This window comes from Stenotrophomonas sp. CFBP 13718 (assembly GCF_014842145.1).
In the GTDB taxonomy this organism is placed as follows: Bacteria; Pseudomonadota; Gammaproteobacteria; order Xanthomonadales; family Xanthomonadaceae; genus Stenotrophomonas.
The window spans coordinates 56,849-74,815 of the sequence record NZ_JACYVC010000005.1; the positions used below are offsets into that span (position 1 = coordinate 56,849).

A 17,967-nucleotide genomic window follows, 5' to 3' on the forward strand; every position below is an offset into this window, starting at 1 on the left:
GAATTCAGCGACTGTGCGAAAGAAAAATACGGCATGGACAAAGAGCTGTTCAGCCGCCGCGGGGGGGAGGGTGCCGGCGGTGCTTTCCCAGCTTCCGGCACGCCCGCATCCTGCAGGCTTTGAAGGGCGGGGGAGGCGTCGACGCTGCCGGCGCCCCCCGGCGCTGCACCAAACCACACTGAGAACAGCAGCAGACCCGCCGCGGTGGCGGCTGTGCGGGTGGTACGACGTCGGTATGACGTATTCATCGGCTGCCCCTGTCTCAGGTGACTGGTGTTGTAGTCAACTATAACACCACCGATTCAGAGTGCAAGCTTTCTGTATGACCAACTGAAGGCATAGGACGCCCGCTGCCGCTTTGGTGGCGTAACCTGTTGAAAATAAACGCTACGTTCTCATCACGTACGCTTCACCTCGATGACGGCGCGTTCAGGGCGCCGTGCGGCGCTGGCCTGCTGCTCTGGATTCGACGGCCGTCACCGGTGCCGCCTGGCGCCCCGCGCGGTACTCCGGACAAGGCGGCGAAAGCCCCGGTGCTATAGTTCGCGGCGAAATCCGGACCCCGCGTCCGGCCCGAAACTTCCCACCAGGATTATCCGCCATGCTGCGTTCCGTGACCTCCCAGCGCCGCACTCCCCGCGCGCTTTCTTCCGTGCTTGGCGCGTTCCTTGTGGCAGGTAGCCTGGCCCTGCCGTTGGTGGCCTCCGCCGCCGGCCTGCTGGATGTCTCTTACCGCCAGTTGGCGGGCAAGGAGCAGGTCAATCTGGCCCAGCGTTACCACGGTCGCGTGCTGCTGGTGGTCAACACGGCCAGCAAGTGTGGGTTTACCCCGCAGTACGAGGCCCTTGAGGCGCTGCAGAAGAACTACTCCCCGCGCGGCCTGAGCGTGCTGGGCTTCCCGTCCAATGATTTCAAGGGACAGGAGCCGGGCGATGAGAAGGATATCCAGGACTTCTGCACGCTGACCTATGGCGTCAAGTTCCCGATGTTCGAGAAGGTGCATGTGATCGGTGAGCAGGCCACGCCGCTGTACAAGGGCCTGACCGCCGCCACCGGCGTCGCGCCGGGCTGGAACTTCCACAAGTACCTGATTGGCCGGGACGGCAAAGTCATTGCCCAGTTCCCGAGCAAGGTCAAGCCGGATGCACCGGAGCTGGTCGCTGCCATCGAGCGCGCACTGGCTGCGCCAGCGGGCCATTGAAACGAGCGCGCGCGCCTCGACATATCCAGCGTGCGTGCGACAATGAACGTTTTAGCGCCGACGTCGGCGTGTTTTCACTTCCAGGAATGCAACACATGAAGATGGGAATGCGTGGCGCTGCGGCGTCGGTTCTGATTCTGGCGATGGGCACCACGGGCGTGGCGCTCTCGCAGCAACCGGCTGCCGCCCCGGCAGCTGCCAAGGAGACCAGCAGTTTGAATTCAAAGCAGAAGCTCGGCTACGCCATCGGCGCCGACGTCGCCCGTTCGCTTGAAGCGATCAAGGCCCACATCGATCTGGCCGCCATGCGCGAAGCCGTGCAGGCCACCTTCGACGGCAAGCAGCCGCTGATCACCCAGGCCGACGCGCAGAAGACCGACGCCGCCCTGCGCGAGTCGATGGCCATCGCCAGCGGCCAGCAGGTACCGGGCCGTGCCCCGGGCAGCGCAGCGCCGAAGGTGGACAACCGCCAGGTCGGTCTGATGCTGGGCAGCTACATGGTCGGTCCGTCGCTGGCCGAGCTGAAGGGTGACATCGAGCTCGATGCGCTGTTTGATTCGGTGAAGACCGCCTTCGCCGGTGGTCAGCCGAAGATCAGCCAGGAAGAGGGCGCAGCCATCCTGCAGTCCTTCATGGCCGGCAAGCAGGCGGAAATGCAGGCCAAGGCCGCGCAGCTGGGCCAGACCAACCGTCAGGAAGGCAATGCGTTCCTGTCCAAGAACAAGACCGTGCCCGGCGTGGTCACCACCGCATCGGGCCTGCAGTACCAGGTCATCCGTCCGGGCAGCGGCGAACGTCCGATGCCGACCAGCAAGGTCAAGGTCAACTACGAAGGCAAGCTGCTGGACGGCACCGTGTTCGACAGCAGCTACCAGCGTGGCCAGCCGGTCGAGTTCGGCCTGGACCAGGTGATCAAGGGCTGGACCGAAGGCGTGTCGCTGATGCCGGTGGGCTCGAAGTACCGCTTCTGGATTCCCGGCGAGCTGGCCTATGGCGAAAACGGCACCCAGGGCGGTCCGATCGGCCCGAACGCCACGCTGACCTTCGACGTTGAACTTCTGTCCGTGCAGCCGTAAGGCACGCAGGCGCCCTGCCAAGCCCGCCGGTGCAGCATCGGCGGGACTGGCCTGATTCGGCATTGGCCGGGGATCCTCACTGCATGTCTGATATTCCGTCAAGCGAACGCGAGCAGGCGCTGGAAGCGCGTCTGGTCGAGCTGGAAATGCGTGTCTCCTTCCAGGAGCAGGCATTGGCCGAGCTGAGCGAGGCGTTGGCTGACGCGCGCATGGAAGGTACCCGCAACGCGGGCCTGATGCGCGTGCTGCTGGAGGACCTGGGCAAGGTCCGCAATGCGCTGCATTCCTCTGATCCGGTGGATGAGCCGCCACCGCCGCACTACTGACGTCCCCCTTATGACCGATTCCCTCCGCGACCAGCTGATGGGCCTGGGCTTCAAGCCTGCGCCGAAGCCTGAACGCAGCAATGAGCGCAAGCCGGACCGCAAACCGGACGCGCGCCGCGATGCGCGACCGGGCAGCGGCAAGCCGGCACATGCCGGTGCCCGTCCCGGCGGCAAGCCCGGCGAAAACCGCTCGCCGGCCTCTCGCCCTGGCAACGCCGGTAACCCTGGCAACCGTGCGAACGCCAACCGTCCGCAGGGTGCGCGCAAACCGCGTTCGCAGGAAGAAATGGATCTGGCCAAGGCCTACGCCATCCGTGCGCAACGCGAGAAGGAAGAGCGCATCGAAGGCGAGCGCCTGAAGCAGGAAGAAGCACGCGTGCGCCGCGAGGCGAAGGCGAAGCTGGAAGAGCTGCTGAAGGACAAGTCGCTCAATGCCGAAGAAGCCGACATCGCACGGCACTTCCCGTATGGCGGCAAGATCAAGCGCATCTACGTCACCGCCGATCAGTTGAAGGCCCTCAACGCCGGTGAACTGGGCGTCGTGCAGGTGGCGGGGCGTTACATCCTGGTCACCGCCGAACTGGTGCTGCAGACCGAGGCGATCTTCGCCCAGGCTGTCGCGCTGAAGGTCGATCCGAACGCGCCTGCCGAAGACGATCCCTATGCGGACCCACAGTACCAGGTGCCTGACGACCTGGTCTGGTAGTAGCGGTTGCGGTAGCGCCGACCCCTGGTCGGCGAGCGCAGCGGGCCTTTCGCAGGAATGCAACCGCCGAGCAGCGCTCGGCGTCACCGCGACAGTCTTCCCGCACCTCTTGCATCAATCGATGATCGGGCCGCTCACTTCCTGACCGGCCTGCCACACCGCGCGGATCTGCCGCGTATTGTCGATATCCGCCAGCGGATCCGCATCGAGCACCAGCAGATCCGCGCGCTTGCCTGCAGCAATCCTGCCGCGGTCTGCAAGCCCCAGCAGATCCGCTGCATCGGCGGTGGCGACCTGCAGCGCACGCGCCGGGGTCAAGCCGGCTTCGGTCAGCAGCTTCAGCTCACGATGCTCGGCAAAGCCGATCACCCGCTGCGGCATTGCGCCAGAATCCGTACCGAAGCCCAGTTTGACCCCGCCGGCATGTAGCCGACGCAGGTTTTCCAGGCTCATCTCCACCGCCTTGCGTGCGCCGGCGATGTTCGCGCCCGCCAACTGTTCGCTCTGCCACTGCGGCTGCTGCCAACGGGCAAGCACCTCGGCCGGCAGGGCGGCACGCAGGAACGGCGTCTGCAGTTGCTGCGGGTTTTCGGCATACCAGTAATTGGCCTCGTCGATGTTGACGGTGGCGATGTAGCCGGTGCCTTGCTCGCGCATCTTCCGCACCAGCATCGGGTCGATCGCGCGGTCGCGGATGCCATGGGCGATGATGTCGACCTTGGCATCGATCAGGTCACGGGCCTGGTCCAGATCGTGGATATGCGCGGCGACCTTCAGGTCGCGGGCATGCGCTTCGGCAATGGCGGCGCGATAGATCTCCGGCGGCATCATCGGCACCTTGCCGCCGAGGTTGTCCACCCACAGCTTGATCAGGTCCACCCCGTCGGCCTGTTGGGTGGCAACGGCGGCACGGGCTTCCTCGGCATTGCGCGGGCGGGCCACGGCATCACGCTGCAGGCCCATCGCCGCCGCAGGCGGTGCACCGTCCACCGCGCCAATGCCCCCACCTGCGCCGTACAACTGCGCGCCGAGCGTTGGATCGGCATTGACCTCGGTGCGGATGGCGAAAAATTCGTGGCCGTTCATGCCCAGCGCGGTGACGGTGGTGATGCCGAAGCGCTGGAACTGGCGCAGGTCACGCACCACGTTGTCGCGCGTGTAGTAGCGATCACCGTGCTGCAAGCCTTCGGTATTGCCGACATGCGCATGGTCGCTGACCAGTCCCGGCAGCAGGGTCTTGCCGCTGTAATCAACGCGGCGGGCACCGGTTGCCGCTGCAGGCAGCGGCGCGCCGACATGCACGATGCGCGTCCCATCAATGAGCACCGGCGTCACACCGAGATCGCGCGTGCCATCGAAGACGCGGGCATGCTCCAGCAACACCGGCTCGGCGGCAGCGGGCAGGGCGATGGCGGCAAGCATCACGGACCACAGGCGATTGAGACGCATCGGCGATTCCTTTTTCAAGACGTACCCCGAGCCTAACCCGCACACCGTGACGGCACCAACGCCCCCTACCGCGCGACACATCCCCGATACCGCGCGAAAATCCAGGGGTAGCGCCGACCCATGGTCGGCGAGCGCAGCGGGCTCTACGCGGAAGGCATCCGCCGAGCACGGCTCGGCGCTACACGCGGAAGGCATCCGCCGAGCACGGCTCGGCGCTACCGACAAGGGGCCACGTTCAAGGCCCGGCCTTACTCCGGATCGTAATCCAGGTTCGAGGCCAACCAGCGTTCAACCTGGATGCGATCCACGCCCTTGCGCTTGGCGTAATCGGTGACCTGCTCACGGCTCACGCGCCCGACAACGAAATACTGGCTGCCAGGATGGCTGAAGTAGTACCCGGATACCGCCGCCGTCGGCAGCATCGCGAAACTTTCAGTCAACTGCATGCCTGCATTTCCCGGCGCATCCAGCAACCGGAACAGGGTGTCTTTTTCACTGTGCTCCGGACAAGCGGGATAACCCGGTGCGGGCCGTATCCCGCTGTATTTCTCGGCGATCAACGCCTCGTTGTCCAGCGTTTCCGCGCTGGCATGTCCCCAGAATTCCTTGCGCACGCGCTGGTGCAGGCGCTCGGCCAAGGCTTCGGCGAACCGATCTGCCAGTGCCTTCAGCAGGATCGAATTGTAGTCATCGTGCGCCGCTTCAAAGCGCGCCACATGCGCGTCGATACCGATGCCGGCGGTGACCGCAAACGCACCGATCCAGTCCTGCCGACCACTGTCGGCCGGGGCGATGAAATCCGCCAGGCAGAAGTCCGGCCGTTCGGCGGGCTTGTCTACCTGCTGGCGCAGGAAATGCAGCGTGGCCTCACCGTCGGGGTGCTGCACGCGGACATCGTCACCAACGCTGTTGGCCGGCCACAGACCGAACACCGCCCGGGCCTGCAGCCACTTCTCATCGACGATCCGCGCCAGCATCTCGCGCGCATCGCGGTACAGCTCGCTCGCCTGGCTGCCGACGATGTCATCGGTCAGGATCGCCGGATACTTGCCGGCCAGCTCCCATGCCTGGAAAAACGGCGTCCAGTCGATATAGTCGACCAGTTCGGCCAGGGGGTAGTCGTCGAACACGTGCAGGCCGGGCTGCTTCGGTGCCGGCGGCGTGTAATCCGTCCAGCCGCCGTCAAAGCGCTGCCCCCGCGCATGGGTCAGGCTCACCAGTCGTTTTGCATCGCCGCGGTTGCGATGGCGCTTGCGGATCTCTGCATAATCCGCTTCGTTGGCGGCCACGAAATCCGCACGCAGATCGCGCGAAATCAGCGACTGCGCCACGCCGACCGCACGCGACGCATCTTTCACCCACACCGTGGGCGCTTTGTAATGCGGATCGATCTTCAGCGCGGTGTGCGCGCGCGACGTCGTCGCGCCGCCGATCATCAAAGGCAGGTCGAAGCCTTGGCGCTCCATCTCACGGGCGACATGGCTCATCTCCTCCAGTGACGGGGTGATCAGGCCGGACAACCCGATGATGTCGGCGTTCTCGGCGCGCGCGGCATCCAGGATTTTCTGCGCGGGCACCATCACCCCCAGATCGATCACCTCGAAGTTGTTGCAGGCCAGGACCACGCCGACGATGTTCTTGCCGATGTCGTGCACGTCGCCCTTGACGGTGGCCATGATGATCTTGCCGTTGCTGCGTGCGGTGTCACCACTACGCGCCTTCTCTGCCTCGATGTAGGGCAGCAGGTAGGCCACGGCTTTCTTCATCACCCGCGCTGATTTCACGACCTGGGGCAGGAACATCTTGCCGGCGCCGAACAGATCGCCGACCACGTTCATGCCATTCATCAACGGCCCCTCGATCACATCCAGCGGCCGCGTCGAGGCCTGGCGCGCTTCCTCGGTATCCAGTTCCACGAAGGCATCCAGTCCGTGCACCAGTGCATGCGCAAGACGCTCGGTGACCGGCTTGTCGCGCCAGGCAAGGTCTTCTACGCGCGCCGCTCCCTTCTTTCCCTTGTAACGCTCGGCGGTCTCCAACAGTCGCTCGGTACCATCGGGTCGGCGGTTGAGGACCACATCCTCGACGCGCTCGCGCAGTTCGGGATCCAGATCGTCGTAGATCGGCATGGCACCGGCGTTGACGATGCCCATGTCCATGCCCGCGCCGATGGCGTGGTACAGAAACACCGAATGGATCGCCTGGCGCACGGTTTCGTTGCCGCGGAACGAGAACGACACGTTTGATACGCCGCCGGAGACATGGCAGTGCGGCAAGGTGCGCCTGATGATGCGGGTGGCTTCGATGAAGTCGACGGCGTAGTTGTCGTGTTCTTCGATGCCGGTCGCTACGGCGAAAATATTGGGGTCGAAGATGATGTCCTGCGGCGGGAAACCGACCTCATCGACGAGGATGCGGTAGGCGCGCGTGCAGATTTCCACCTTGCGTGCACAGGTATCGGCCTGGCCGTCCTCGTCGAAGGCCATCACCACGGCGGCGGCGCCATAGCGCAGCACCTTGCGTGCGTGCTCGATGAACTGCGCCTCGCCTTCCTTCAGCGAGATCGAGTTGACCACGCTTTTGCCCTGCAGGCACTTCAGGCCGGCCTCGATCACGCTCCACTTGGACGAATCGACCATCACCGGGATGCGCGCGATATCCGGTTCGGACATGATCAGGTTCAGATAGCGCGTCATCGCGGCTTCCGAATCGATCAACCCTTCATCCATGTTGACGTCGAGGATCTGCGCGCCGCTGGCCACTTGCTGGCGTGCCACGTCCACGGCCTCTTCGTAGCGCTCTTCCTTGATCAGCTTGCGGAACTGCGCGCTGCCGGTGACGTTGGTGCGCTCGCCGATGTTGACGAACAGCAGGTCCGGGGTAATGACCAGCGGCTCCAGGCCGGACAGGCGGGTGTACGGGCCGCGGGTGGTCATGCCGCCTGCTCCCGGTCGCGCGGCAGGGCGCGCGGTGGCAGCCCGGACACGGCGTCGGCGATGGCGCGGATATGCGCTGGCGTGCTGCCACAGCAGCCGCCTACCAGGTTCAGCAGGCCGTCGGTGGCGAATCCACGCAGCGTCGCCGCCATTTCCTCCGGCGTCTCGTCGTACTCGCCGAAGGCGTTGGGCAGGCCGGCGTTCGGGTGAGCGCTGACGAAGCAGTCCGCTACCTGGGACAAGGTCTCCACGTGCGGACGCATCGCGTCGGCGCCGAGCGCACAGTTGAGGCCGATGGAGAGCGGGCGGGCATGCGCCAACGAAGCATGGAAGGCCTCTGCCGTCTGCCCCGACAGGGTGCGTCCGGACGCATCGGTGATCGTGCCGGAGATCATCACCGGCAAGCGGCCGCCGCGTGCATCGAAGACTTCTTCCACCGCGAACAAGGCGGCCTTGGCGTTGAGCGTATCGAAGATGGTCTCGACCATGATGGTATCCGCGCCGCCGTCGATCAGACCTTCGATGGCCTCGCGGTAGGTGCCGCGCAGTTCGTCGAAGCTGGTGTTGCGGAAGCCCGGATCGTTGACATCCGGGCTGATGGAGGCCGTCCGGCTGGTCGGTCCGAGCACGCCGATGACGAAACGTGGCCTGTCCGGCGTGGTCACCGTCATGGCATCGCAGCAGGCACGGGCAACGGCCGCGCCTGCCTTGTTCAACTCGTAAACCAGGTGCTCAAGGTGGTAGTCCGCCTGGCTGACCGACGTCGCATTGAACGTGTTGGTTTCCACCAGGTCCGCGCCCGCCTGCAGATACTCGGTGTGGATGCCGGCGATGATCTCCGGCCGCGTCAGCAGCAGCAGATCGTTGTTGCCCTTCAGATCCTGCTCCTCCACCGGCCCATGATCGCAACCGGCACCGTGCACGTGATGGTCCGCGTGCGTGTCGCTCCCGTCGCTGAAGCGCTCACCGCGGTAGTCCGCTTCCTGCAGGCCGTGGCGCTGGATCATCGTGCCCATTGCACCGTCGATGATCAGGATGCGCTCGCCGAGTGCGGCAAGCAGGGACGTGGCACGTTCGGGATGCAACCAGGGTAGGGCGGGCACGGCAACCTCAGGGTTTGTTGGCAATCAGCGAAATGACTTCGAAATGGGGTGGCCGTTTTTCACGTGTCACCGTTTCCAGGCTGGATACCTGCAGGCCAGCCTTGTCGACGAACTTCTTCAGTTCTTTGTCGCTGAAGCCAAGATTCACGTGGCCATACGCGTCAACCGCCGCCTTGTGTTCATGGCGGGCCAGGCTGCACAGCAGCAGGCGACCGCCGGGACGCAGGACGCGCGCTGCCTCGGTGACGGCCTGCGCCGGTTTGGCTGCATAGGTAAGCGCGTGCATCAGCACGACCAGGTCGAAGCTGCGGTCCTTGAAGGGCAGGGCATGCATATCACCCTCACGCACTTCCACGTTCGGCAGACGGCGCAGGCGCTCGCTCGCAGCAGCGACCACGCGCGCGCTGGTATCGATGCAGACATAGCGGCTGGCATGGGGGGCCACCAACTCGGCCAGCACGCCATCGCCCGAGGCGATGTCGAGCACATCTCCAGTTTCCAGCAGTGGCAGCGCGGTGCGCGCCAGTGCTTCCCAGGTCCGGCCGGGGGAGTAGTGGCGTTCCATGTCGCCGGCGACGCTGTCCGCCCAGTTCTGGTCAGCCGCACGGCTGGCCAGCACCGAGGCCACGCGCTCGGCGTCCTGGCGCAGCAGCGGGTCATCGCTGCCGGTGCTCAAGGCATGCCACAATGCGCGCTGCGCAGGATCCAGCTGCGCGTCATCGAAGCGGTAGTACGCCGAAACGCCTGCACGGCGGTCGCGCACCAGGCCGGCTTCCTTGAGCCGGGCCAGATGGGTCGATACCCGCGGCTGTGCCAGGCGGGTGATTGCCGAGAGCTCGGCCACCGTCAGTTCTTCCTGCTCCAGCAGCGCCAGCAGCCGCACCCGGGTGGCGTCGGCAAACACCTTCAGCCGAACCGACCAATCCTCGAGATCCATAAATATCCACCTATCGCGATAGAGAGATATTTTCACCGCCAACCGTCTCGTGGTCAAGGCGGTAACGAAATGGGTGTTCAGTGAAACCCAGCGTCCGGGAAGCGTCCGGGACTGGTAGCGCCGACCCATGGTCGGCGAGCGCAGCGGGCCGTTGGCGGAGGGTTCCGCCGAGCGCGGCTCGGCGCTACCAGAGCATCCGGGATCGGTAGCGCCGACCCATGGTCGGCGAGCGCAGTGGGCTGTGGGCGGAGGGATTCCGCCGAGCGCGGCTCGGCGCTACCAGAGCATCCGGGACCGGTAGCGCCGACCCATGGTCGGCGAGCGCAGCGGGCCGTGGGCGGAGGGATTCCGCCGAGCGTGGCTCGGCGCTACCAGGGGCATTTCCCACGACTGCAAATCGCGTTCCCTGATCGTGACGTGTGGCGCATCCCCGGACACTGGACCCATGTCCAGCCGTCATCTCCAGCGCGGTCGTGTGTCCATCCCCGGTGGTTATTACGTCTTGACCACAGTCACCCACTGCCGCCGACCGGTCTTCGAGCTCCCTTGCAACGCTCAGATCGTTATCGAGTCGCTGCGTGACGTGGAGCGGGCAGCGATCAGCCGCTCGTTCGCCTGGGTCGTCGTGCCCGACCATGTGCATTGGCTGCTGCAATTGCAAGGCACCCTGGGCGCCTGCATGCAGCGATTCAAATCCCGAAGCAGCCGGTTGATCGGCAGGACGTCTGGATCCGGAGCGCGGCTATGGCAGCCCAGCTACTTCGATCACGCCTTGCGATCGGAAGAGTCATTGCGTACGCAGGCCCTCTACATCGTGGCCAATCCTGTGCGCGCCGGGTTATCCGAGAATCTCGGCGACTACCCCTACACCTGGTGCCGCTGGCCCCTGCATCCGTGAAAAGCGCAGCGCAGGTAGCGCCGACCCATGGTCGGCGAGCGCAGCGGGCCGTTGGCGGAGGGATTCCGCCGAGCGCGGCTCGGCGCTACCAGAGCGTCCGGGTAGCGCCGACCCATGGTCGGCGAGCGCAGCGGGCCGTGGGCGGAGGGATTCCGCCGAGCGTGGCTCGGCGCTACCAGAGCGTCCGGGTAGCGCCGACCCATGGTCGGCGAGCGCAGCGGGCCGTGGGCGGAGGGATCCCGCCGAGCGCGGCTCGGCGCTACCAGCGCATCCGGGATCGGTAGCGCCGACCCATGGTCGGCGAGCGCAGCGGGCCGTTGGCGGGAAGATTCCGCCGAGCACGGCTCGGCGCCACCGGGGCGGGGTCGTCGCCGCCCAGTCAGCTGCAATCACGGTGCCCCCAGTACAATCCCGTATTCGTTACCCGGGAGGGGTTGTTGTGGATTTCAGCTTTACCGAAGAGCAGTTGATGCTGCAGGACGTTGCGCGCCGCATTGCGCAGGAAAAGATCGGCCCCAGCGCCGAACACCATGACCAGACCGGCGAGTTCCCGCTGGCCAATATCCAGCTGCTCGGTGAGAACGGGCTGATGGGGATCGAGGTGCCAACGGAGTACGGCGGCGCGGGCATGGACCCGATCGCCTATGTGCTGGCGATGGTGGAAATCGCCGCGGGCGATGCCGCGCATTCGACCATCATGTCGGTCAACAATTCGTTGTTCTGCAACGGCATCCTGACCCACGGCACCGAAGCGCAGAAGCAGAAGTACGTGCGCGCCATCGCCGAAGGTACGGCCATCGGTGCGTTCGCGCTGACCGAGCCGCAGTCGGGCTCGGACGCCACCGCCATGCGCTGCCGCGCCGTGAAGCAGGCTGACGGCACGTATGTGATCAACGGCAAGAAGAGCTGGATCACGTCCGGTCCGGTGGCAAAGTACATCGTGCTCTTCGCGATGACCGACCCGGACAAGGGCGCCAAGGGCATTACGGCTTTCCTGATCGACACTGACAACGCCGGCTTCGGCCGCGGCAAGACCGAGCCGAAGCTGGGCATCCGCGCGTCGGCCACCTGCGAAATCGAGTTCGATGACTACGTTGCGCAGGCAGAGGACGTGCTGGGCCAGGAAGGCGAGGGCTTCAAGATCGCGATGGGCGTACTGGACGCGGGCCGTATCGGTATTGCGTCGCAGGCCATCGGCATCGCGCGTGCGGCGTACGAAGCCACGCTGGAATACGTGAAGGAGCGAAAGGCCTTTGGCGCGCCGATCGGCACCTTCCAGATGACCCAGTCCAAGATCGCGGACATGAAGTGCAAGCTGGACGCGTCCCTGCTGCTGACCCTGCGCGCGGCGTGGGTGAAGGGCGAGGGCAAGCGCTTCAGCAACGAAGCGGCCATCGCCAAGTTGACTGCATCGGAGGCTGCGATGTGGATCACCCACCAGGCCGTGCAGATCCATGGCGGCATGGGGTACTCCAAGGAAATGCCGCTGGAGCGTTACTTCCGTGATGCCAAGATCACCGAGATCTACGAAGGCACTTCGGAGATCCAGCGGTTGGTGATCGCCCGCAACGAAACGGGCCTGCGCTGACCCAATGGCGAGCGCGCTGAAGCGGGTCCATGACCCGCTTCGTGTCGCTGATCACCTAGAATGCCCGTCCTTTCAAAGCAGGTAGGGGCATGATCATTTACCGCGGCGCAGGGTTTTTCACCCTGCTCACTCCCATCGTGGCCGTGTTGCTGCTGATGTGGCTGCAACAGGATCCGACCGTGGCCAAGGGCAACATGACGTTGCCGCAGTTCCTGCTGGGCTGCGGCATCGGTGCGGCGATCAATACGTTGCTGGGGTTCGTGCTCAATCGTGGCGTGCGTGCAGACGGCGAGCCGGCGAAGCATCACTTCTTCTACCTGCCCATGCAGTGGCCTTCGTTGGCCATCGTGGTCGTCTGTGCGGTAGTTGCGGCCGTTCGCTGAGTCAGCGTCCCCCGAAAATGAAAAAGGCCCCGGATCGCTCCGGGGCCTTTTCATTTCAACCGCAGCGGATCAACGATCCGGGCGGTGCGGGCCATTGGCCTCGCTCTGGCTCTGCAGGAACTCCTTGGATGGCTCGTCGATCTTGTCGCCCAGCATGCGGCGGACCACGACGAAGAACACCGGAATCATCAGCAGGCCCAGGAACGTGGCGAACACCATGCCGCCGATCACGCCCGTACCAATGGCGTGACGCGAGTTGGCGCCGGCACCGGTACTGATCGCCATCGGGATGACGCCCATGATGAAGGCGAAGGACGTCATCAGGATCGGGCGGAAGCGCAGGCGCGCCGCCTCGATGGTCGCATCGCGCAGCGTCTTGCCCGCCGCACGCTGTTCCACCGCAAACTCCACGATCAGGATCGCGTTCTTCGCCGCCAGGCCGATCACGGTGATCAGGCCGATCTTGAAGAACAGATCGTTGGGCAGGCCACGCGCCATCGAGAACACCAGCGAACCCAGCACGCCCAGCGGCACCACCAGCAGCACCGCCACTGGGATGGACCAGCTTTCATACAGTGCGGCAAGGCACAGGAACACCACTACGATGGACAGCACCATCAGCAGGGTCGCCGCGTTGCCCGCCAGGATTTCCTGGTAGGACATGCCTGACCAGTCGTAGCCGAAGCCGGCCGGCAGCTCGTTGCTGACGATGTCTTCCATCGCCGTCATCGCTTCACCGGAGCTACGTCCCGGCGCCTGCGAGCCGACGATGTTCACCGCCGAATAGCCGTTGTAGCGGCTCAGCGACGGCGGCGCCGACACCCATTCCGAACGCACCACGGTGTTCAGCGGGATCATCGAGTTGGTGCCATCGGCATTCTGGGTCAGCGTCGACGGGCTGTAGAAGCTCTTCAGCGATTCCTCGCCGGTGCGATACGGCGCATCGGCCTGCATGGTGACGCGCTTGATGCGGCCTTCGCTGAAGAAGTCATTGACGTACACCGGGGCCAGCATCAGCTGGATGGTGCTGTACACGTCCGACACCGACATGCCCATCGCCTGCGCCTGCACACGGTCGACGTGCAGCGCCAGCTGCGGAGCGTTTTCCAGTCCGTTGGGGCGCACGCCGGTCAGCAGGTCGCTCTTCTGTGCCGCCGCACCCAGCAGGGTGTTGCGCGCGCTGGTCAGCTGGTCGAAGCCGGCACCGGCCCGATCCTGCAGCCACATGTCGAAGCCGCCGAACTGGCCCAGGCCCTGCACGGTGGGCAGGTTGACCACGAAGATCTGCGCTTCCTTGATGCCGTAGAAAGCGCCATTCATGTTGCCGATCAGCTCGGGCACGGTGACCTCGCGATCAGCCCAGGGCTTGAGGCGGATGAAGCCCATGCCCACGTTCTCGCCGGAACCGACGAAGCTGAAGCCGGCGATCTGCAGCAGGCCCTCGAAGCCCTCCTGCTTTTCCAGGATGCCACGCATCTGCGCGAACACTTCGTTGGTCTGGCCCTTGGTCGAACCCGGCGGCAACTGCACGATCGCCAGTGCGTAGCCCTGGTCTTCTTCAGGCAGGAAGCTGCCCGGCATGCGGGTGAACATGAAGGCGCACAGCGCACCCAGCACCACGAACAGGATCATCCAGCGCGGCGCATGCTTCACCGCCGAGGTGATGTGGCCCACGTAGGTGCCACTGATCTTGTCGTAGTACTTGTTGAAGGTGCGATAGACGATGTTGGGGTTGTCGTTGTGCGTCGGCTTCAGGAACGTGGCACACAGCGCGGGGGTGAAGCCCAGTGCCAGGAACGCGGAGAACGCCATCGAGATGGCGATGGTCAGCGCGAACTGCTTGTAGATCTCACCGGCCGCACCGCCCTGCAGGGCCGACGGGATGAACACCGCCGCCAGCACGACGGTGATTGCCACCACCGCACCGGTGATCTGGGTCATCGCCTTCTGCGTTGCCTGCTTGGGCGGCAGCTTTTCCTCGGTCATGATGCGTTCGACGTTCTCGATCACCACGATCGCGTCATCGACCACGATGCCGATGGCCAGCACCAGCGCGAACAGGGTCAGCTGGTTGATCGTGAAGCCGATCATCCACATGCCCAGGAACGTACCCAGCAGCGCGACCGGGATCACCAGGGTCGGGATCAGGGTGGCGCGGAAGTTCTGCAGGAAGATCAGCATCACCAGGAAGACCAGGATGATGGCCTCGATCAGGGTCTTGATCACTTCCTCGATCGAGATCTTCACGAAGGTGGTGCTGTCGTACGGCGAGAACCAGCTGACGCCTGCCGGGAAGCTGGGCTGCAGCTCGTCCATCTTGGCGCGCACGGCCTCGGCCACGTTCAGCGCATTGGCGCCAGGCAGCAGCTGGATGGCGAACGCACCGGTCGGCTTGCCGTTGTACTGGGTATCGAAACCGTAGTTGCCGGCGCCGAAGCCGATCCGGGCGATGTCCTTCAACAGCACGCGCGAGCCGTCCGGATTGGCACGCAGGATGATGTTCTCGAACTCTTCCGGGGTGCTGAAACGGCCTTCGGCCGATACGGTGGCGGTGAAGTGTTGGCCGACGGGAGCCGGATCCGAGCCCAGCGAACCGGCGGCGAACTGCACGTTCTGCTCGCGCACGGCCGCCAATACCTGGCTGGCCGACAGGCCGTAGCCCTGCATGCGCTCGGGGTTGAGCCAGATGTTCATGGCGTACTCGCCGCCGAACTGCTGGGTGCTGCCGACGCCGGGGATACGCGATACCTGGTCGAGCACGCGCGAGGCCACGATGTCGTTGAGCGCATCGCGGCTGTTGGTTCCCGAATCCGAGCGCAGCGCCACCACCATCAGGAAGCCGGCGTTGGCCTTGGCCACCACCACACCTTGCTGGGTCACTTCGGTGGGCAGGCGCGGCGTGGCCAGCGACACCTTGTTCTGTACCTGCACCTGCGCGATGTCCGCGTCGGTGCCGGTTTCAAAGGTCAGGGTGACCGTGGCGCGGCCGTTGGATGCCGATGACGAGCTGAAATACAGCAGGTGATCGATACCGGTCAGCTGCTGCTCGATCACCTGGGTGACCGATTTTTCCGTGGTGTCGGCGCTGGCGCCGGGGTAGGTGGCCGACACGGTGACCTGTGGCGGGGCGATGCTGGGGTAGGACTCCACACCCAGGTTGAGGATCGCGATCACGCCGCTGAGCGAGATCAGGATCGCTACCACCCAGGCAAAGACCGGGTGTTCGATGAAAAATTTAGGCATGACGGATGATTCCCGTTACTGCTTGGTCGAATCGGATGCCGGCGCCGCCGGTTCGGCGGGTGCCGGTGCCTGCGGTGCGGCGTCAGCTGCTGGGGCTGCATCGCCCTGCGCGGCGGGTGCGTCGCCGGCCGGCTTGCCGCCCGCTGCGCCGCCCTGGGCGGCTGCCTGCTCGGGGGTCCACGGCTTGGCCGTCGCCGGTGCACCTTCCTTCACCTTCTGGGTGCCGGCCACCACGACCTTGTCGCCCGGCTCCAGACCGGCGGTGACCAGCCAGTTGCCGCCCTGCGCGCCTTCGGTCTTGACGTTGCGGCGGACGACCTTGCCATCGGCACCGACCACCATCAGGTAGCCGCCGGTGGCGTCGCGCAGCAGTGCCGGCTGCGGTACCAGGTAGGCATTGTTGCGCTCACCCAGGGTCGCCTGGAAGCTGACGAAGGCGCCGGGCAGCAGAATGCGCTGCGGATTGGGCAGGATCGCACGCAGCGACACGGCACCCGTGGCCGGATCAACGGTGGTGGACGAGAAATCCAGCGTGCCGTTTTCACCGTAAGTGGTGCCATCGGACAACTTGACCTGCACAGTGGCCTTGCCATCGCCGCTCAGCGCGAGCGCGCCCTTGGCCTGCGCGGCACGCAGCTGCGACAGCTCGTCCACGCTCAGCGAGAAGTTCACGTACAGCGGATCGAGCTGGTCCACGGTGGTCAACAGGGTCACATCCCCTTGGCCGACCAGCGCACCTTCGGTGACCTGCTGCTTGCCGGCGACGCCGCTGATCGGCGCCTTGACCTCGGCATAGCCCAGGCTGATGCGCGAGCTGCTCACGGCGGCTTCGGACTGATTCACCGCCGCCAGCGCGGTGCGCTCGGCCGATTCGGCGTTGTCCAGGTCTGCCTTGGACACGTACTTCTGCGGGGCCAGCGAGCGGGCGCGATCAGCGGCCACCTTGGCATTGGCGTACGAGGCACGGGCCGAGGCCAGCTGGGCTTCGGTGGCATTGAGCTCGGCGCGCAGCGGTGCCGGGTCGATCAGGAACAGGGTCTGGCCCTGCTTGACCTCGCTGCCTTCCTGGTAAACGCGCTTGAGCAGCACGCCCGGGACGCGGGCGCGCACATCCGAACTGCGGTACGGCGACAGCCGGCCGACCAGCTCGCGCTGCAGCGGCAGGGTCTGTGGCTTGGCATCGATCACGCCCACTTCCGGCGGCGGCGGTGCTTGCTGCTCTTCTTTCTTGCAGGCAGCCAGCGCAACGGCGACAGCGCACGTCAAAGCGAGGGTGCGGAGTGGGGCGATCATCAGGAGAAACTCCGGTGTTGGTTTGAAGACGGTTGGGTCGAAGCGTCCGGCGCGAACGCGCGCAGGAAGCTGTCGACGGAGAATTCGGCCCAGCGCCGACGCGCCAGGGCGTCGTCGCGGTGGGTAATGAAGAAGCGTTGCCGGTCAAAATCCTGCCCGCCGATCATGCTGATTAGCAGCTCGGCCATGAAGTGCGGGTCGTCATGCCTCAGCTGGCCACGCGCAACGGCGGCGCCTATCCATTCAGCAAGATGAATCGTCAACGCGCCGGTGCCGTCGCGGTAGAGGTTGCGCGCCTCATCAGGGAACTGCGCGGCGTCGGCGGAAATCAGCCGACAGGCCTGGGCCACGTGCGGCTGGTTGAAATGATCCAGATAGTCGGTAGCGAACTGCAGCAGGCTGCCGCGCAGGTCGTCGCCGCGCAGGCTGCGCAGACCGGCCGTGGCACGGCAGACGTGGCGCTCCACCACCCGGCGCATCAGCTCCTGCTTGCTTCCATAGCGCGAATAAAGGGTCTGCTTGGAGCAGCCCGCGTGCTGGGCCACCGCCTCCATGCTCATCTGCATGCCATGCCGCGCCAACAGTTCGCGCACTGCGTCAAACACACGCAGGTCGCGCGCGTCCGTGGCGGAAGCGGGAAGGGAAGAGGGGTTCACGGAGTGGACTATACCGTCCAGTTCAGAATTGTGGAAACGTTTTGCGGTCAAACGCCGCCGCGCTGTCACACGCTTTGCCGATCCTGTCGGCAGACCTTGCCGATCGCGACAGCCGTACGTCTGCGCATGGGCCAGGTGTCGGCAATCGCATGTAAACCGCACCCAACCCGCG

Annotated in this window: 13 protein-coding genes and 1 pseudogene; 7 read left to right on the forward strand and 7 right to left on the reverse strand. The window is 65.2% G+C overall.

The features are described 5' to 3' along the window. Nucleotides 1-715: 715 nt before the first annotated feature. The 4 genes and pseudogenes from IFT58_RS09810 to IFT58_RS09825 all read left to right on the forward strand — a co-directional run. A pseudogene (locus IFT58_RS09810) lies at nucleotides 716-1,201 on the forward strand (glutathione peroxidase); the annotation flags it as partial. A 95-nt stretch (nucleotides 1,202-1,296) separates the two neighbouring features. Beyond that, nucleotides 1,297-2,277 carry an FKBP-type peptidyl-prolyl cis-trans isomerase gene (locus tag IFT58_RS09815; RefSeq protein ID WP_192080040.1) on the forward strand — a complete coding sequence of 327 codons (981 nt, stop codon included), beginning with the start codon at nucleotides 1,297-1,299 and terminating at the stop codon, nucleotides 2,275-2,277. Between the two features lie 83 nt (nucleotides 2,278-2,360). Further along, nucleotides 2,361-2,603: a SlyX family protein gene (locus tag IFT58_RS09820; protein ID WP_188326892.1), complete on the forward strand. Its 243-nt coding sequence runs from the start codon at nucleotides 2,361-2,363 to the stop codon at nucleotides 2,601-2,603. A 10-nt stretch (nucleotides 2,604-2,613) separates the two neighbouring features. Beyond that, complete coding sequence (locus IFT58_RS09825) at nucleotides 2,614-3,309, forward strand: DUF2058 family protein (RefSeq protein WP_188326893.1); 696 nt, start codon at nucleotides 2,614-2,616, stop codon at nucleotides 3,307-3,309. 114 nt (nucleotides 3,310-3,423) lie between these two features. Here the strand turns inward: IFT58_RS09825 and IFT58_RS09830 are convergent, their stop codons facing one another. The 4 genes from IFT58_RS09830 to IFT58_RS09845 all read right to left on the reverse strand — a co-directional run bounded on the left by IFT58_RS09830 (nucleotide 3,424) and on the right by IFT58_RS09845 (nucleotide 9,734). Continuing rightward, nucleotides 3,424-4,758, reverse strand: coding sequence for an amidohydrolase family protein (locus IFT58_RS09830; RefSeq protein ID WP_192094588.1), 1,335 nt, complete (start codon nucleotides 4,756-4,758; stop codon nucleotides 3,424-3,426). Nucleotides 4,759-5,006: 248 nt separating this feature from the next. Beyond that, a complete protein-coding gene (metH, locus tag IFT58_RS09835; protein WP_192094590.1) occupies nucleotides 5,007-7,694 on the reverse strand; it encodes a methionine synthase in 2,688 nt (895 codons plus the stop codon). Continuing rightward, nucleotides 7,691-8,797 (reverse strand): homocysteine S-methyltransferase family protein, encoded by a 1,107-nt coding sequence (locus tag IFT58_RS09840; protein ID WP_192094592.1) that lies wholly within the window; start codon nucleotides 8,795-8,797, stop codon nucleotides 7,691-7,693. Before IFT58_RS09840 ends, metH begins: the two co-directional genes overlap by 4 nt. Nucleotides 8,798-8,804: 7 nt before the next feature. Continuing rightward, nucleotides 8,805-9,734, reverse strand: coding sequence for a metalloregulator ArsR/SmtB family transcription factor (locus IFT58_RS09845; RefSeq protein ID WP_188326897.1), 930 nt, complete (start codon nucleotides 9,732-9,734; stop codon nucleotides 8,805-8,807). Between the two features lie 445 nt (nucleotides 9,735-10,179). Between IFT58_RS09845 and IFT58_RS09850 the strand changes: the two genes are divergently transcribed. From IFT58_RS09850 to IFT58_RS09860, 3 genes are all read left to right on the forward strand, one after another. After that, a complete protein-coding gene (locus IFT58_RS09850; RefSeq protein ID WP_192094594.1) occupies nucleotides 10,180-10,632 on the forward strand; it encodes a transposase in 453 nt (150 codons plus the stop codon). Between the two features lie 439 nt (nucleotides 10,633-11,071). Continuing rightward, complete coding sequence (locus IFT58_RS09855) at nucleotides 11,072-12,220, forward strand: acyl-CoA dehydrogenase family protein (RefSeq protein WP_192094595.1); 1,149 nt, start codon at nucleotides 11,072-11,074, stop codon at nucleotides 12,218-12,220. 89 nt (nucleotides 12,221-12,309) lie between these two features. Continuing rightward, entirely contained in the window at nucleotides 12,310-12,603 is a 294-nt protein-coding gene (locus IFT58_RS09860; RefSeq protein ID WP_188326900.1) for a hypothetical protein, read from the forward strand. Between the two features lie 69 nt (nucleotides 12,604-12,672). Here IFT58_RS09860 and IFT58_RS09865 read toward each other — a convergent pair whose 3' ends face one another. Genes IFT58_RS09865 through IFT58_RS09875 form a run of 3 tightly spaced genes read right to left on the reverse strand, consistent with a single transcriptional unit; the run spans nucleotide 12,673 to nucleotide 17,795 of the window. Next, complete coding sequence (locus IFT58_RS09865) at nucleotides 12,673-15,846, reverse strand: multidrug efflux RND transporter permease subunit (RefSeq protein WP_192080027.1); 3,174 nt, start codon at nucleotides 15,844-15,846, stop codon at nucleotides 12,673-12,675. Nucleotides 15,847-15,861: 15 nt separating this feature from the next. Beyond that, entirely contained in the window at nucleotides 15,862-17,139 is a 1,278-nt protein-coding gene (locus IFT58_RS09870) for an efflux RND transporter periplasmic adaptor subunit (protein ID WP_192094597.1), read from the reverse strand. Beyond that, nucleotides 17,139-17,795 carry a TetR/AcrR family transcriptional regulator C-terminal domain-containing protein gene (locus IFT58_RS09875; RefSeq protein WP_192080151.1) on the reverse strand — a complete coding sequence of 219 codons (657 nt, stop codon included), beginning with the start codon at nucleotides 17,793-17,795 and terminating at the stop codon, nucleotides 17,139-17,141. The genes IFT58_RS09870 and IFT58_RS09875 overlap by 1 nt, the downstream gene beginning before the upstream one ends. Nucleotides 17,796-17,967: the final 172 nt, after the last annotated feature.

What these genes read in the sequence shown, in the direction of transcription:
- IFT58_RS09815 (WP_192080040.1), top strand. Translation starts at nt 1,297, where the DNA reads ATGAAGATGGGAATGCGTGGCGCTGCGGCGTCGGTTCTGATTCTGGCG.
- IFT58_RS09820 (WP_188326892.1), top strand. Translation starts at nt 2,361, where the DNA reads ATGTCTGATATTCCGTCAAGCGAACGCGAGCAGGCGCTGGAAGCGCGT.
- IFT58_RS09825 (WP_188326893.1), top strand. Translation starts at nt 2,614, where the DNA reads ATGACCGATTCCCTCCGCGACCAGCTGATGGGCCTGGGCTTCAAGCCT.
- IFT58_RS09830 (WP_192094588.1), bottom strand. Translation starts at nt 4,758, where the DNA reads ATGCGTCTCAATCGCCTGTGGTCCGTGATGCTTGCCGCCATCGCCCTG.
- metH (WP_192094590.1), bottom strand. Translation starts at nt 7,694, where the DNA reads ATGACCACCCGCGGCCCGTACACCCGCCTGTCCGGCCTGGAGCCGCTG.
- IFT58_RS09845 (WP_188326897.1), bottom strand. Translation starts at nt 9,734, where the DNA reads ATGGATCTCGAGGATTGGTCGGTTCGGCTGAAGGTGTTTGCCGACGCC.
- IFT58_RS09850 (WP_192094594.1), top strand. Translation starts at nt 10,180, where the DNA reads ATGTCCAGCCGTCATCTCCAGCGCGGTCGTGTGTCCATCCCCGGTGGT.
- IFT58_RS09860 (WP_188326900.1), top strand. Translation starts at nt 12,310, where the DNA reads ATGATCATTTACCGCGGCGCAGGGTTTTTCACCCTGCTCACTCCCATC.
- IFT58_RS09865 (WP_192080027.1), bottom strand. Translation starts at nt 15,846, where the DNA reads ATGCCTAAATTTTTCATCGAACACCCGGTCTTTGCCTGGGTGGTAGCG.
- IFT58_RS09870 (WP_192094597.1), bottom strand. Translation starts at nt 17,139, where the DNA reads ATGATCGCCCCACTCCGCACCCTCGCTTTGACGTGCGCTGTCGCCGTT.